Annotated in this window: 11 protein-coding genes and 3 pseudogenes; 7 read left to right on the top strand and 7 right to left on the bottom strand. The window is 50.2% G+C overall.

What is annotated here, in order from left to right; all coding sequences use genetic code 11:
• Positions 1-21: 21 nt before the first annotated feature.
• The gene (locus JZM30_RS10780) at positions 22-372 is read right to left on the bottom strand and encodes an ankyrin repeat domain-containing protein (RefSeq protein ID WP_252318677.1); all 351 of its coding nucleotides are present in this window, start codon (positions 370-372) and stop codon (positions 22-24) included.
• 337 nt (positions 373-709) lie between these two features.
• On the opposite strand from JZM30_RS10780, the gene JZM30_RS10775 reads away from it, so the two are divergent.
• The 3 genes from JZM30_RS10775 to JZM30_RS10765 all read left to right on the top strand — a co-directional run bounded on the left by JZM30_RS10775 (position 710) and on the right by JZM30_RS10765 (position 1,825).
• Positions 710-1,054, top strand: coding sequence for a hypothetical protein (locus JZM30_RS10775; protein ID WP_252318676.1), 345 nt, complete (start codon positions 710-712; stop codon positions 1,052-1,054).
• A gap of 136 nt (positions 1,055-1,190) precedes the next feature.
• Positions 1,191-1,409, top strand: coding sequence for a hypothetical protein (locus JZM30_RS10770; protein ID WP_252318674.1), 219 nt, complete (start codon positions 1,191-1,193; stop codon positions 1,407-1,409).
• 236 nt (positions 1,410-1,645) lie between these two features.
• Positions 1,646-1,825, top strand: coding sequence for a GDFGVC terminal motif YodC-like protein (locus JZM30_RS10765; RefSeq protein ID WP_196906945.1), 180 nt, complete (start codon positions 1,646-1,648; stop codon positions 1,823-1,825).
• 45 nt (positions 1,826-1,870) lie between these two features.
• On the opposite strand, the gene ftnA is transcribed toward JZM30_RS10765, so the two are convergent.
• On the bottom strand, positions 1,871-2,377 hold the full coding sequence (gene ftnA, locus JZM30_RS10760; RefSeq protein WP_252318672.1) for a non-heme ferritin: 507 nt from the start codon (positions 2,375-2,377) through the stop codon (positions 1,871-1,873).
• A gap of 360 nt (positions 2,378-2,737) precedes the next feature.
• Between ftnA and JZM30_RS10755 the strand changes: the two genes are divergently transcribed.
• Entirely contained in the window at positions 2,738-2,968 is a 231-nt protein-coding gene (locus JZM30_RS10755) for a DNA polymerase III subunit theta (protein WP_252318670.1), read from the top strand.
• Positions 2,969-3,251: 283 nt separating this feature from the next.
• Here the strand turns inward: JZM30_RS10755 and JZM30_RS10750 are convergent, their stop codons facing one another.
• Complete coding sequence (locus tag JZM30_RS10750) at positions 3,252-5,285, bottom strand: S9 family peptidase (protein WP_252318668.1); 2,034 nt, start codon at positions 5,283-5,285, stop codon at positions 3,252-3,254.
• A 170-nt stretch (positions 5,286-5,455) separates the two neighbouring features.
• Here JZM30_RS10750 and purT point away from each other — a divergent pair, with 170 nt between their 5' ends.
• Entirely contained in the window at positions 5,456-6,634 is a 1,179-nt protein-coding gene (gene purT / locus JZM30_RS10745; protein WP_252318667.1) for a formate-dependent phosphoribosylglycinamide formyltransferase, read from the top strand.
• Positions 6,635-6,693: 59 nt separating this feature from the next.
• On the opposite strand, the pseudogene JZM30_RS10740 reads toward purT, so the two are convergent.
• Positions 6,694-7,334: pseudogene (locus tag JZM30_RS10740) on the bottom strand (bifunctional 4-hydroxy-2-oxoglutarate aldolase/2-dehydro-3-deoxy-phosphogluconate aldolase).
• A gap of 179 nt (positions 7,335-7,513) precedes the next feature.
• Positions 7,514-8,989 carry a glucose-6-phosphate dehydrogenase gene (gene zwf, locus JZM30_RS10735; RefSeq protein WP_252318662.1) on the bottom strand — a complete coding sequence of 492 codons (1,476 nt, stop codon included), beginning with the start codon at positions 8,987-8,989 and terminating at the stop codon, positions 7,514-7,516.
• Positions 8,990-9,355: 366 nt separating this feature from the next.
• Here zwf and JZM30_RS10730 point away from each other — a divergent pair, with 366 nt between their 5' ends.
• Both JZM30_RS10730 and pyk read left to right on the top strand, forming a co-directional pair.
• Complete coding sequence (locus JZM30_RS10730; RefSeq protein ID WP_252318660.1) at positions 9,356-10,234, top strand: MurR/RpiR family transcriptional regulator; 879 nt, start codon at positions 9,356-9,358, stop codon at positions 10,232-10,234.
• Positions 10,235-10,519: 285 nt separating this feature from the next.
• Positions 10,520-11,895, top strand: a pseudogene (pyk, locus tag JZM30_RS10725) (pyruvate kinase).
• Positions 11,896-12,119: 224 nt separating this feature from the next.
• On the opposite strand, the pseudogene JZM30_RS23595 reads toward pyk, so the two are convergent.
• Positions 12,120-13,792: pseudogene (locus JZM30_RS23595) on the bottom strand (methyl-accepting chemotaxis protein).
• A 301-nt stretch (positions 13,793-14,093) separates the two neighbouring features.
• Positions 14,094-15,065, bottom strand: a complete 972-nt coding sequence (lpxM, locus tag JZM30_RS10710; protein ID WP_252318656.1) for a lauroyl-Kdo(2)-lipid IV(A) myristoyltransferase — start codon at positions 15,063-15,065, stop codon at positions 14,094-14,096.
• Positions 15,066-15,194: the final 129 nt, after the last annotated feature.

Here is a 15,194-nt window from a genome sequence, read left to right as displayed (position 1 = left end):
AGCGTCACCACCTGTCTACGCTCATGGCTTTACTGCCTTTGCCACATGCTTGACCAGGATGTCAACGATTTCCTGATGCCGATTGACTTTAGCTCTGACTAGAGGGCTATACCCTTCTCCATCCGTTGCGTTAAAATTCACGCCTTTATCAACAAGAAACAGTACTATCTTTTTGTTACCCACCATACTGGCGAGATGCAACGGGGTGTACCCGATGCTGTTTTGCGTGTTAACCAACTCAGGGCTTTTATTCATCATTTGAATTGCTTCGCTGTTCTTACCTTCCCAGATGAGATCGCCAAGATTTGAAGCAGTCGCAAAGGTTGATAGTGAAAATAAAATAGCCAGTACAAAATAGACAATTACTTTCATACGTTATTCCAAATTTATTACATTCATCCATAAATAGAATGTGGATAATATCAAAACCCGCCATATATGATCATCTGTGAATTTAAACAGCAACTACTTGTCTACTTATGCGAAAATTTCATATTTCAATCCAAACCGTTAGCCTTCATTGGCCTTCACCTATACTCGTTGATATTTATCCATAAAACGTCATCAATAAGCTGGAGAAAACATGAGCGTTGTATATGAAGCGAAAGATATTAAAACAATATCATGGGGCAGTATCATTGCAGGTATAGTGACGGTTATGGCCGTGTCTATATTATTACCTACCCTGGGCAGCAGCTTAGGTTTCGCAATGGTCGAGCCAAAATCAGACGATCCGGTAAATGGCGTGGGTATGACTGTCGGCCTATGGACCGTGTTCTCCATTGTCATCAGTTTATTCACTGGATCGTTTATCGCTGGCCGATTGGCGGGTTACGATGGCATGATTCACGGCTTTTTAAATTGGGCCAGCGCGTTACTGGTTGCTTCAGTATTGGGTGCCATGCTGGTGAATTCGTCAATAAAAACAGCTGGAAGTGCGCTTGGCTCAATCGCATCTGCCACCGGTTCGATGATTTCTAGCGGTGGCGAAGTACTGGGCAACGGACTTTCTCGCGTGGGGGGGGGGGGGGGGGGGTGGGCAGAATTTGTTTGACGAGATCATGCTTGATACGCACCTTTCAAGTTATGGTTTGTAGAGTGAAGTAGAAAATGCGTTAGTTAAATCGGGTATCCCGACATTACAACCTTATTATCTCAAACGGCAATTACAAGGTGCCAAACAGGATATTATGCTGGCTGCGCGCCATATGGCAGTTGGCACAGAACCGAGTGAACAGGTTGCAGCCCAATTAACCGAGAAACTTGCGCAACGGAGTAAAACGATTGCAGCCGGTATTAATCGCGATGATATCAAGCGGGCGATAGCGCAAAATACCGATCTGACCCCAGGTGAAGCAGACCGGGCGGTCGAAAACATTATCAGTACTCGCGATCGTATGGTGAAATAAGTCAACGAGCGTCTTAGCGAAGCACAACAAAATATACAGCAGGCTCAGCAGCGTTATGAGGACTGGAAAAAACAGGCAATTGAACAGGCTGACCAGATGTCTAAAGCAGCAGCAAAAGCGGCGTTATGGTCCTTTTTCGCACTGTTGATCGGTGCCGTAATCAGTACCATTGCTGGCTCTTGGGGCGCGAAGAGCAAACGCCATGTGTAGTATGGCTCAGGCAAAAGGTGGCTGCGATGTTTAAACCTGGAGATATCGTTCAAAGTAAAACCGGTGGGCCACGCATGCGGGTTCTTAGCGTAGAGGACGATAGGCTTTACTGTGCGAGAATAGACGATCCTATTGAGAAAGAAGTAGAAATCAGCGTTGATAGTGTCTCGTTTTACCGCGAGGAAGGCAATTTCGGCGTATGTTAATACACATTCCCTTCAGGCTTAGCCTGAAGGGAATGTGATAAAGCATTACTGTTGAGTCGGTGCGCTCGTCATTTTCTTCAGGTCTTGATCGATAAAGAACAGACCACCTTGCGCGGTACTCACCAATACCAACTTGTCGAGAATGGATTTAAACAATTTCTCTTCTTCATGTTGCTCAGCAACATACCATTGTAAAAAGTTGAACGTTGAATAATCCTGCTGCGTCATTGCTGCATGAGTCAGCTCATTGATTTTTCGCGTAATTAATTGCTCATGCTCATAGGTTTGCTCAAACACGTCAGCCAGAGAGGCGAAATCAACCGGCGGTGCGGCGATGGCCCCCAGTATTGGCATGCTGCCGGTATAATCTAAATAATTGAAGAGGCGTTGCATATGCTCCATCTCTTCTTGAAAATGTGTCTTCAGGAATGCTGACGCACCTTCAAACCCTTTATCACCACACCATGCGCTCATTTGCAGGTATAAATTAGCAGAATAGAATTCCAGGTTTAGCTGATCGTTTAATTGTTGAATCATCTCTTTTTTAAGCATCTTTCATTCCCTCTGATTGGCAGGTGAGTCAATTTTTTTTGCCTTGCTGTTAAAAAATAAAAAACATTTTATTATCAATATAATTAACATAAAAAATAAATGATTATTAATCATCAACATAAAATAATTGATAACGATTTTCAATTTCATAAAATGGTTATTTAACGCATCTATTTGAGAATGGTTTTTTATTTCATTTCACCGTGCTTCAAGATATTTATAAAAAACGCCACGTCTATTTAATAACCTAAAGAATAATCATTCTTTTTTAGCATCAAGTCATGAGGCAATACCCGCGTATGCTCGCCAGGCAAAAAATGCTATCATGCACGCTCACTGGCGGCCCTGAGGATAAGAACAATGGCGTATAATCTGGCTAACCTTCCTGCGCAAGAGATGGACAAAGTGAATGTTGATCTCGCAGCCTCTGGCGTGGCGTTCAAAGAACGGTACAACATGCCAGTCATTCCAGAAGTGGTTGAAAGAGAGCAACCGGAGCATCTGCGTGACTATTTTCGTGAACGCATCGCGTTCTACCGCCAACGTTCGTTGCAGTTCTCCCGCCTCCCCTACGAACCCAAGGCAAAATAGCCTGGAATCTGCTGTCCAAAGCACTTTTTTCGCTTGCATGTTATGCTCAACAGGCGGTTAATGGTAGGGCAAATCACCTTTTACCGAGAGAGGCAAATCAAATGAGTAAAGGCATGGACAGCAAAAAAAACAGCAAGAAAAAACCGTTGAAAACCGCAGCAGAAAAACGAGCGGATAAACGGTCCAAACGCGCTCAGCAAACCGATACGGTGAGTTGATGCTTTAGTGCGCTGAACGGGTAATCCCGCACTCAGCGGGATTACTCCAGTCGCTACCTTGTATCTTATTTCTCTTCGACCATCAGCAAAAATGCGTATTCCAGCGCAATGTCTTCGTATTGTTTGAATCGCCCCGATTTTCCCCCGTGCCCGGCGTCCATATCGGTTAACAACAGCAACAGGTTGTCGTCAGTTTTCAGCTCACGCAATTTGGCCACCCATTTGGCGGGTTCCCAATATTGAACTTGCGAGTCATGCAACCCTGTAGTAATCAACAGATGCGGGTAGGCTCGAGTGCTGACATTGTCGTAAGGGCTGTAGTTTTTGATGTAGTCATAATAACGTTCCTCACCAGGATTCCCCCATTCGTCATACTCCCCAGTCGTCAAAGGAATTGACTCATCAAGCATGGTGGTCAGCACATCGACAAACGGCACCTGCGCCACCACACCTTTAAACAGTTCAGGGGCCAGGTTAACCACCGCGCCCATCAACAAGCCTCCAGCGCTGCCGCCCATGGCATAAAGCTGCTTTTCATTACCATATCCCTGCGCCACCAATGCGCGGGAGATATCAATAAAATCAGTAAAGGAGTGCATCTTATTGAGCAAGCGTCCGTCGTCATACCACTGCTGCCCTAACTCCCCGCCGCCGCGAATGTGGGTCAACGCAAAGACAAACCCTCGGTCGAGCAGGCTAAGGCGACTCACGCTAAAATCCGGCTCCATACTGCTACCGTAGGCACCGTAGCCATACACCAGTAACGGATTATTACCGGGCTGGTAGCAGTCACGGCGATACACCAGTGACACCGGTACTTCAACGCCATCGCGCACGGTGATCCACAGGCGTTCGCTGCAATAATCCGAGGCGGAGAAGTGTTTGACCTCCGCCTGCTTGAGCAGGCCCTGTTCACCGCTATCCAGATTAATCTCGTACAGCGAGGTTGGCGTGGTCATGGACGAATAACCAAAACGCAGCAACGACGTTTCAGGCGTAGGATTGTAAGCGAGCCAGGTAACGTAGCTGGGATCGTTAAAGCTGAAGTTCTTTTCGGCACCGGCCTGCCAATGCACCTGACGCAGCGAGGTTAAGCCCTTCTCCCGCTCTTCCAGTACCAGCCAATCGCGGAACAGATCAAAGCTTTCTAGCACGCGACTGCTATGCGGCGCAATGAGCGTTTCCAACGCGGACTCATCCCAGCCGACAGTGCGATACAGGCCGAAGTTTTTGCCCTCACGGTTCGAGCGCAGATAGAACGCGCCCTGATAGTGATCCACGCCATACTCATGATCTTTGCGGCGCGGAATAAACACCTGAGTCACGGCGTCACTATCGTGCGCATCCAGCAAGCGAACTTCCGTACTGGTGGTACTGCTTAGAAAGATAACGATATACGCTTCAGAGGTAGTTTCACCCAGACTGACATAATAGGTATCATCATGCTCTTCATAGACTAACCGATCCTGGCTGACATCATCACCGAGGCGGTGCATGAATACCTGATAGGGAAGTAGCGTCTGCGGGTGCTTACGCACGTAGTAAATCGCGGAGGCATCGGCATTCCACTGCATGTTTGCCGAGACGTGTTCAATGACGTCCGGTAACCACTCCCCGCTCTCGAGGTTGCGAAACCGGATGTCATACTGCCGGCGAGAAATTTTATCCTCTGCCAGCGCCAGCAATCGGTTGTCCGGACTGACGGACAGTGCCCCCAGATGATAGAACTCGCTGTCTACGGCACGTTCATTCTCATCCAGCAGCAGTTGCCACTGTTCCGTTTCCGATGCAGGCTGCCGCACATAGCACGCGTATTCTTTACCAGATTCATAGCGTGTCTGATAGCGATAGCCACGTTTAACATAAGGCACCGACGCATCCTGCGCGGGGATCCTCGCTACCATCTCCTGATACAGCGTTCCTTTCACCGCATCGCAGGGTTGCATATGCGAAGCGCAATATGCGTTTTCTGCTTGCAGATACGACAATACGGCCGGATCTCCCCGCGCATCGTCACGTAGCCAGTAGTAATTATCAATGCGTGTATCACCGTGGGTTGTGAGGAGGTGCGGACGTTTTTCTGCCTGAGGTGCTTTCATTGCGTGCCATCCTGTTTTCTGGAAAGAAAATCGTGGCACGATTCTCTGAGAAAGCCAAGCGGTGCTGTTTGTGTGTATGGCTTGCTGCCTCTGATATCCTCGTCGCTGATGCGTACGCAAACGTTTTCCTTTATACTGCGCGCCATGTTAATACAGAGCGGGAAAGCATAATGTTAACGGTTGGAACAGCGCTACGCGCAGGCGCGACACGCGTCATGTTATTAGGTTGCGGAGAACTGGGTAAAGAAGTGGCGATAGAGTGCCAACGGCTGGGCGTTGAGGTGATTGGTATCGATCGCTATGCCAATGCTCCCGCCATGCATATCGCTCACCGCAGCCACGTCATTAACATGCTGGATGGTGCAGCATTGCGTGCCGTTATCGAACTTGAGCGTCCCGATTACATTGTGCCGGAAATTGAAGCCATCACCACCGACATGCTGGAGACGTTAGAGCAGGAAGGCCACCATGTGGTGCCCTGTGCCAAGGCCACGCGTCTGACCATGAACCGCGAGGGCATTCGTCGTCTGGCGGCAGAAACGCTGAGTTTGCCCACTTCGTCCTACCGTTTTGCCGCCAGCGAAGACACGTTCAAACAGGCCATTGCCGAAATCGGTTACCCCTGCATCGTTAAGCCGGTCATGAGTTCATCAGGTAAAGGACAAAGTTTGATCCGTTGTGAAGAACAACGGGATCAGGCTTGGAAATACGCACAAGAAGGTGGACGTGGGGGCGGCGGTAAGGTCATCGTGGAAGGTCTGGTCAACTTTGATTTCGAAATCACGTTATTAACGGTCAGCGCCAGTGACGGTATCCACTTCTGCGCGCCCATCGGCCACCGTCAGGAGGACGGCGACTATCGCGAGTCATGGCAGCCTCAGCAGATGAGCGAACGGGCTCTGGCGCGTGCGCAGCAGATCGCCCGCGATGTGGTCAGTGCACTGGGGGGTTATGGCCTGTTTGGCGTAGAGCTGTTTGTGTGCGACGATGAGGTTATCTTCAGCGAAGTGTCACCGCGCCCGCATGATACCGGCATGGTCACGCTGATCTCGCAAGATCTTTCCGAGTTTGCTCTTCACGTACGCGCTTTTTTAGGTTTGCCTGTCGGTGCAGTACGCCAATATGGACCTGCCGCTTCTGTCGTTATCTTGCCTGAGTTGGTGAGCGATAACGTCAGCTACAGTGGATTAGAACATGCTCTGCGCCCCGGTACGCAAATTCGCCTCTTCGCCAAACCGAATATCGAAGGTAAGCGCCGAATGGGCGTGGCGCTGGCCGTGGCTGATAATATCGATGATGCAGTGGGGTTGGCAGTCTCAGTCGCCAGTGCAGTAAAAGTGACCGGATAACCACCTCCGCCCCCCCAAAAAAGCCACGCAATGCGTGGCTTTTTTGTAGTAACCGCGTTTTAGGCTGTAGCGCCTGCAACCGCTTCGCGTGCCAGTTCGGTAATGCGTGCGTAGTCGCCGCTTTCCAGCGCATCGTTTGGCACCAGCCAGGAGCCGTCCACGCACAGCACGCTTTTCAGTGCCAGATAGTCGCGGTAGTTTTTCAGTGAGATACCACCAGTCGGGCAGAAGCGGATCTGGGAGAACGAACCTGCAATCGCTTGCAGCGCTTTTACGCCGCCGTTCGCTTCCGCCGGGAAGAATTTGAACTCACGCAAACCGTAGTCCATACCCAGCATCAGTTCAGAAACGGTGCTGATACCTGGAATCAACGCAATCGGACCTTCCACGGCAGCTTTCAGCAACGGCTCTGTCAAGCCGGGGCTGATAGCGAACTGTGCGCCAGCAGCAATCACATCCGCCAACTGCTGCGGATTGGTTACTGTGCCAGCACCGACAATCGCGTCAGGTACTTCTCTGGCAATGGCACGGATCGCGTCTACTGCGAAGTCGGTACGCAACGTGACTTCCAGAACGCGAACGCCACCCGCTACCAGGGCTTTCGCCATCGGTACTGCGTGCTCCAGTTTGTTCACTACAATACTGGAACCACAGGACCCGTGGTCAAAATTTGCTCTGCGCTCGTTTTCCAGTTTTTCATTCGTCATCATCTCCTGTCATGCCCGGAGGCATCATTAGTCATATAGCGCGCCCCTACCACAGGGATCTGCCAAAAGCAGACGTCCGACCGCACCGAGTTTTAGCCAAACATTACAAACAAAAATTAAATCGATTACCGGGCACTGCCGCACGTAACCCCACAAGGCAGAAGCCAATCGCTTATTCCACTTCGTTCCAGGAACGGCCATCCCGGGTGATCATGGCGACAGAGCCCACCGGCCCCCAGGTGCCTGCCTGATACGGTTTCGGCGCATCGTTGTCCATCGCCCAGGCTTCCATGATGGAGTCCACCCATTTCCAGGCCTCTTCTGTCTCATCACGACGCACGAACAGGGCCTGAATACCGCGCATGGTTTCCAGCAACAGACGTTCGTAGGCATCGGTCAAATGCTGCTGATTAAAGGTTTCAGAGAAGCTCAAGTCTAGCTTCACGGTTTGCAGACGGTGTTTATGTTCCAACCCGGGAATTTTGTTCAAAATTTGAATTTCAACGCCTTCATCGGGCTGCAAGCGGATGATCAATTTATTCTGCGGCAGTTGCTGGTAAGAATCGTGGAACAGGTTCAACGCCGGATTTTTGAAATAAACCACCACTTCCGAACACTTGGTTGGCAAACGCTTGCCGGTGCGCAGATAGAAAGGCACACCCGCCCAACGCCAGTCGTCAATATCCACGCGGATCGCAACGAACGTCTCAGCGTTGCTGCTTTTGTTGGCACCCTCTTCTTCCAGATAGCCTGGCACTTTATAGCCCTGAACAAAGCCGCCGGTATACTGGCCGCGCACCGTGGTTTCATGCACGTTGGAACGATCGATGCGGCGCAGTGAACGCAACACTTTCACTTTTTCGTCACGAATCCGGTCGGTGCTCAGATCCGACGGCGGGGACATGGCGATCATGGTCAGGATCTGCAACAGATGGTTCTGGATCATGTCGCGCATCTGCCCAGCCTGGTCGAAATAGCCCCAACGCCCCTCAATGCCTACCTCCTCCGCTACGGTGATCTGCACGTGGTCGATGGTGCGGTGATCCCAGTTGGCAGAGAACAGCGAGTTGGCAAAACGCAGTGCCAGTAGGTTGAGTACCGTCTCTTTACCCAGATAATGGTCTATGCGGTACACCTGACACTCGTCGAAATATTCGGCTACCTGATTGTTGATCTCGCGAGAAGAAGTCAGATCGGAGCCCAGCGGTTTTTCCATCACCACGCGCGACGGCGACTTGTTAAGCCCCACTTCACCCAACCCGCGACAAATTGCGCCGAAAGTGCTGGGCGGCATGGCGAAATAGTTGATGGTGGTACGGTTCTTTTGATTGAGCATTTTGCTCAGACGTTTGAAACCGGCAGTATCCTGTACATCGAGATTGCAAAAATCCAGCCGACCGCTCAGCGTTTGCCACAGTCCGTCATCGATAGGCTCCTTCATGAAGGTGTCTAATGCTTCGCGGACTACGCTGACATATTTTTCCTTATCCCACTCAGTTCGTCCCACGCCGATGATGCTCGTGTCCGGGTGAATGTGACCGGCTTTTTCCAATTGATACAGAGACGGCAGCAATTTTCGGCGCGCCAAATCGCCTTTCGCACCGAAAATAACCAGATCACACGCCTGGGCTGTTGAAGTTACCGCCATGTTCATCTCCTCGTTGCAGGATGCTGTAATTTTATTACAGCAATAATGTACTCTTTTTGACTAGGACCCGTAAACCCGTCAATAAATGTCATTAAGTTTCATAATGTGCATCACGTAATGATGAAAAAATCCACTGTATGAATGACTGAAACGGTTTAGGCGTTCCTCCAAAAGAGAAATTTTCTGTCTTTTCCGACAGTCGGTTACTTTTTTGAAAGTTAGACACACGTCATGTTCTCAGAAAAAAAATGCGCAGCCTTACGCAGTTTTCCCTGCCAACCCGACATAGGGCGTAGTATACTCCCATGAATTCTGCATCGGTTTCCCTCTGGTTGAAATCGATAAAACCGCACATGGTCTCATTATATGAACATGCTGGACAAAATTCTGTGCCACCTTGAGCTCCTCAGCAAATCAGAACGAAAAGTGGCAGAGGTTATTTTGGCGGCACCACATACCGCCATCCACTCCAGTATTGCCACACTGGCTGGCATGGCGGAGGTCAGTGAGCCCACAGTCAACCGCTTCTGCCGCCGTTTGGAAACCAAAGGCTTTCCCGATCTCACACTTCATCTGGCGCAAAGCATTGCCAATGGCACGCCGTATGTTAACCGTAACGTCGATGAAGATGACAGCGTCGATTCCTATACCAGCAAAATTTTTGAATCTACCATGGTAGGGCTGGAGCACGCCAAATCGAATCTGGACATCACTGCGGTCAATCGTGCCGTCGATCTGCTGACACAGACCAAGAAAATTTCGTTTTTCGGCTTTGGTGCTTCTGCCGCCGTGGCGCACGATGCTATGAATAAATTCTTCCGCTTTAATATTCCTGTCGTTTACTTTGATGACATTGTTATGCAGCGCATGAGTTGCATGAACTCCAGCGATGGGGACGTTGTGGTGCTGATCTCCCATACCGGCAGGACCAAAAGTCTGGTTGAAATGGCCCAGTTAGCACGGGAAAACGATGCAACGGTTATCGCCATCACGTCAGACGTCAGTCCCCTTGCCCATGAGGCGTCTTTGACGCCGCGCGTCGATGTGCCGGAAGATACGGATGTTTATATGCCCATGGTGTCCCGTATCGCGCAGTTAATGCTGATTGACGTATTTGCGACCGGCTTTACGCTGCGTCGCGGTGCCAAATTCAGGTATAACCTTAAACGCGTCAAGGAAGCCTTACGGGAGTCGCGCTTTGACAAAAGCGATCGTTTTGGGGGTTCCTACGGTAACGAGCACTAAGCACTTGTTTTATGATTTTGTGTTTATATAAACAGGTGTTTTATTAACATATTGTTTTTGTTAGCACAATGCGTTTGTATTTAACGACTTACCCGACACGATAACCATAACAAGGGGAAGGGTTGGCTATCCTTAATGAATAATGGCTGCTATACATGGCCATTGCCCGGTACAGTCACCCGAAATTAACCACGGATGCGGGCCGTGTTTGCATTTTATCTGATGCGAGAGCGCGGTTCGGCACTACTCACTTCACTATTGCTTCACAAGTCAACGGAGTTATACATGTCCAGACGGCTCAGAAGAACCAAAATCGTCACTACGCTGGGGCCAGCTACCGACCGCGACAATAATCTGGAAAAGGTCATTGCCGCAGGCGCTAACGTAGTCCGCCTGAATTTTTCGCACGGTACGCCTGAAGATCATCAGCTGCGTGCGGACAAAGTGCGTGAAATCGCAGCAAAATTGGGCCGCCATGTGGCAATTCTGGGCGACCTCCAGGGGCCAAAAATTCGCGTTTCAACCTTCAAGGAAGGCAAAGTCTTCCTGAACGTTGGCGACAAATTCCTGCTGGACGCCAACCTGGGCAAAGGTGAAGGCGATAAAGAAAAAGTGGGCATCGACTACAAAGGCTTGCCAGCCGATGTGGTGCCAGGTGACATCTTGTTGCTTGACGATGGTCGCGTACAGTTGAAAGTATTGCGTGTAGACGGCATGAAGGTGTTTACCGAAGTGACCGTTGGCGGCCCTCTGTCCAATAATAAAGGGATTAACAAGCTCGGTGGCGGTCTGTCTGCCGAAGCCTTAACCGAGAAAGATAAAGTCGATATCATTACAGCGGCCAAAATTGGCGTCGATTATCTGGCGGTATCTTTCCCTCGCTGCGGCGAAGACCTCAATTATGCACGTCGACTGGTACGTGATGCCGGCAGTCAAGCGAAGATCGTTTCCAAGGTAGAACGTGCGGAAGCCGTCGCGACAGACGAAGCCATGGATGACATCATTCTGGCCTTCGATGTGGTAATGGTGGCGCGTGGCGATCTGGGGGTTGAAATTGGTGACCAGGAACTGGTCGGTATTCAGAAGAAACTGATCCGTCGTGCACGTCAGTTGAACCGTGCTGTGATCACCGCGACCCAGATGATGGAGTCTATGATCACCAACCCAATGCCGACCCGTGCTGAAGTCATGGATGTCGCCAACGCCGTGTTGGATGGCACCGATGCCGTAATGCTGTCAGCAGAAACCGCTGCCGGCCAGTACCCGGCAGAGACCGTCGCAGCGATGGCCAACGTGTGTCTCAGCGCGGAAAAAATCCAGAGCATCAATGTCTCAAACACCGTCTGGATGTGTAATTCGATAACATCGAAGAATCGATTGCCATGTCCACGATGTATGCCGCGAATCACCTGAAAGGCATTACCGCCATTTTCGCCATGTCTCGCCATGAGCACACCTTGAATCTCACGGCGCTTTACCGTGGTGTTACACCGGTACATTTTGACAGTTACACCGACGGTGTTGCCGCGGCTAACGATGCGGTTATTCGTTTACGTGACAAAGGCTTCCTGGTGTCTGGGGATCTGGTTATCGTCACTCAAGGCGACGTCATGAGTACGGTAGGCACCACCAACACCTGCCGCATCCTGCTCGTCGAATAATCTTTTTCTACGCAAATAATAAAAGCCCCTGAATCAGGGGCTTTTATTTTGGTGACAAGTCTATCTAAAACAGCTGTTCCCGCCGACTCCCAGTCATTCCCGCGAAGGCAGGAATCTCGCACAAGGGAAACTCGTTCTTTCTAACATAGATCCCCGACTTTCGCCGAGGATGACGGGAACTGGCACTCTGTTTCTTATTACTTTTTTACTGCGAACGACTGCGTTTAAAACGTTTCCCAATTTCCTTCCACTTTGGAGGCAGGTTTTTGCGTCGCTAATACCGGCACAGGTCCGGCGGCTACCGGTTTGCGTACCGTCACAGCTTTTGGCGCTGATCCCACCGCCGCCAATTGGAAGATAGAAACGATCTGATTGAGATAACGTGCCTGCTCTTCCAGCGAAGCAGAAGCGGAAGCAGATTGTTCAACCAACGCCGCGTTCTGCTGTGTCACGCTATCCATTTCCACCACGGCCTGACCTACCTGGCTGATCCCTTTGCTCTGTTCGCTCGATGCAGAAGCAATCTCACCCATGATGTCCGTTACACTGGTCACCGCTTTGACGATATTCTCCATTGAACTGCCTGCCAGCACCACCTGATCCGAGCCAATTTTGACATTATTGACGGATTCATCGATCAGCGTTTCAATTTCTTTTGCCGCCTGAGCGCTACGCTGGGCCAGGTTACGTACCTCTCCAGCCACTACGGCAAAACCTCACCCTTGTTCACCTGCACGTGCGGCTTCAACGACCGCATTCAGCGCCAGGATGTTGGTCTGAAAGGCAATGCCGTTAATCACGGAAATGATATCGGCAATTTTTTGCGAGCTGCTGCTGATCGTACTCATGGTTTTGATCACGCCGTTAAAGATATCACCGCCTTCATTTGCGGTCTGCGAAGCGTTCTTCGCGACCAGACTGGCCTGATTGGCGTTATCCGCATTTTGTTTCACCACCGCGCTCAACTGCTCCATGCTGGCAGCAGTCTGCTCTAAGGCTGATGCCTGCTCTTCGGTGCGCGATGAAAGATCGGTGTTGCCCGACGCAATTTCCCCGGCGCTGCGGTAAATTTCTTCTGCACTACCGCGAATATCCGATACGGTCTTCACCCAGTTGCTCTGCATTTGCTGAACGAAAGGAGCCAACCTGCCAACACAGTTTTCCCCATCTGCTCCAAAGGCGTACGTAAAATGCCCTCAGCTAATACTTCCAGGTGCTGCTGAATGCGCTCCAACGGACGAACCACGAACGCCGCCAGATAGCGATCGGCCAATACCACAATTACCGCGCCTACGGTCAGCGCAGCAATCAGGATACGTTTGCACCACCCCACCCAACCGCTAATGCGCTTCTGTGCCTGCTCTTTTAAATCAGCGATAACCGCGTTGTATTTGTCGATAGCCGTCGTGAAATCACTACGCAGTTCGCGATAAGCGCCGCTGGAGATCTGTTGAAAGGTATCCGCACGATCGGCTTTCAATGCCTCATACATCGGAATCATGGCCTGACTATACAGCCGATAGGAGCTGTTATAGATTTCATCCACCGTCGCGTTATTGATATTGGCGTGATCGGTCACCTTAAAAGCGTCCAGGCCCTGTTTTAAACGGACCAACTCTTCCTCTGCTGTGCGCAATTCAGTAGCGAGTAACGTTGGGTTGTTGCTGGTTTTCGCTTCAGCGGCGCGATCCAATGCGCTTTTCGCACGGTAATATTGACCGCTGGCGCCATTGATAATGCCGCCGTTAATTTGCTGTACGTTGGTGAGATCAATTTCATCGTTAAGCTGGCTAAGCGAGTAGAGCGCGAACGCCGAAACACTGCCCCACAGCAAGGAAAACAGGATCAGGATAAGCACCAGCATGGTTCTTATTTTGGTATCGCGGATAAAATTCATAATATTTGCCCTGGAAAGGTAATGATTAGGGGTTCATCGAAGTGAACCAAATCCATGCTTCCTTGCGTGGAAACCGCGCAAGTCTACCTGCGCGCCGAGATTGTCCATAGTTGTGTAACGCTCAATGCATTAAGGTTATCGACATTTTATAGATACACTTGAGGGTTGCGTTAAAATATTTTTATTATAATTAAAAAAACATGTAATTTAGCAGTGGGTACTAAGAGATACAACTGAGGGTAATACAGAATACGCAGTAACAGGCTGGCGCCTGTTACTGCCGCGTTGGCTAGAGAGCAACTTAGTCGCGAAAGAGATCGTCCCGGCAGTAGGGTTCTGTCTCACCCGGTTTGCGGGTTTTCAACAGCTTCAAAATCCAGGTGTACTGCTCCGGGTTCGGGCTGACCAATTGCTCGACTTCTTCATTCATCCGGCGTGCAATCTGGACGTCATCCGCCTCAAATAAGTCATCCATTGGTGGACGGAACACCACATCCAGTACCCTTTCCGCGGCGTTATACACCGGAAACAGCGGTACCACGGAGGCTTTACAGACCTTCATCAAACGACCTATAGCGGGTAAGGTAGCTTTGTAGGTGGCAAAAAAATCAACAAATTCGCTGTGTTCAGGACCGTGATCCTGATCGGGCAGATAATAGCCCCAGTAACCATTACGAATTGAACTTACAAAAGGCTTGATGCCATCATTTCGGGCATGAACGCGACCATTAGTGCAAAGGCGTGCGCTGTTCCACAGATAATCCACCAGCGGATTTTTTTGATTATGCATCATTGCCGCAATTTTTTGGCCTTTGGCAGAGATCAGCATGGCGGGAATATCAACACCCCACCCATGAGGCACCAAAAAGATGATATTGCGCTCTTGCTGCTGAAGCGCTTCGACGATTTCCCAACCGTGCCAGCGCAGTTTTTTCTGCACATAAGCCGGACCACGAACCGCCACCTCGGCCATCATCACCATCGCCTGCGGTGCGGTAGCAAACATCCTGTCGATAATAGCTTCCCGCTTTGATTCGGACAGTTCAGGAAAACAATAGAGCAGATTGATTCTGGCTCTTCTTCTCGCGCCTTTGGCAAACCGTCCTACCAGCTTGCCCAACTGTCCCAACACCGGGTCGCGCCAGCGAGCGGGTACATAAGCGGTTGCCGCCATGGCTCCTGCGGCTAGCCAGACTCCCCAATAACGCGGTAGATAAAATTCGCGTTTGAACTCCGGAATAAACTCGGCGCTATTTTTTTTCTCTGTATTCATGCCTTAACTCTTCATATACAACATAGGGTAATGATAATTGTCCGCTCAGGTTTTGCAATCATCTTACCTATAAACGCATGACGGGTATAAATAAAACAGCCGACAGCTTGCTGTCGGCTGAAGATTAAC

Origin of the sequence: Candidatus Symbiopectobacterium endolongispinus, assembly GCF_018777385.1 — a bacterium.
In the GTDB taxonomy this organism is placed as follows: domain Bacteria; phylum Pseudomonadota; class Gammaproteobacteria; order Enterobacterales; family Enterobacteriaceae; genus Symbiopectobacterium; species Symbiopectobacterium endolongispinus.
Note: the sequence above shows the minus strand (reverse complement) of the source record. Positions and strands in the feature narration are given on the sequence as shown.

Coding starts and splice junctions, on each gene's coding strand:
- JZM30_RS10780 (WP_252318677.1), bottom strand. CDS start 372: ATGAAAGTAATTGTCTATTTTGTACTGGCTATTTTATTTTCACTATCA.
- JZM30_RS10775 (WP_252318676.1), top strand. CDS start 710: ATGGTCGAGCCAAAATCAGACGATCCGGTAAATGGCGTGGGTATGACT.
- JZM30_RS10770 (WP_252318674.1), top strand. CDS start 1,191: ATGCTGGCTGCGCGCCATATGGCAGTTGGCACAGAACCGAGTGAACAG.
- JZM30_RS10765 (WP_196906945.1), top strand. CDS start 1,646: ATGTTTAAACCTGGAGATATCGTTCAAAGTAAAACCGGTGGGCCACGC.
- ftnA (WP_252318672.1), bottom strand. CDS start 2,377: ATGCTTAAAAAAGAGATGATTCAACAATTAAACGATCAGCTAAACCTG.
- JZM30_RS10755 (WP_252318670.1), top strand. CDS start 2,738: ATGGCGTATAATCTGGCTAACCTTCCTGCGCAAGAGATGGACAAAGTG.
- JZM30_RS10750 (WP_252318668.1), bottom strand. CDS start 5,285: ATGAAAGCACCTCAGGCAGAAAAACGTCCGCACCTCCTCACAACCCAC.
- purT (WP_252318667.1), top strand. CDS start 5,456: ATGTTAACGGTTGGAACAGCGCTACGCGCAGGCGCGACACGCGTCATG.
- zwf (WP_252318662.1), bottom strand. CDS start 8,989: ATGGCGGTAACTTCAACAGCCCAGGCGTGTGATCTGGTTATTTTCGGT.
- JZM30_RS10730 (WP_252318660.1), top strand. CDS start 9,356: ATGAACATGCTGGACAAAATTCTGTGCCACCTTGAGCTCCTCAGCAAA.
- lpxM (WP_252318656.1), bottom strand. CDS start 15,065: ATGAATACAGAGAAAAAAAATAGCGCCGAGTTTATTCCGGAGTTCAAA.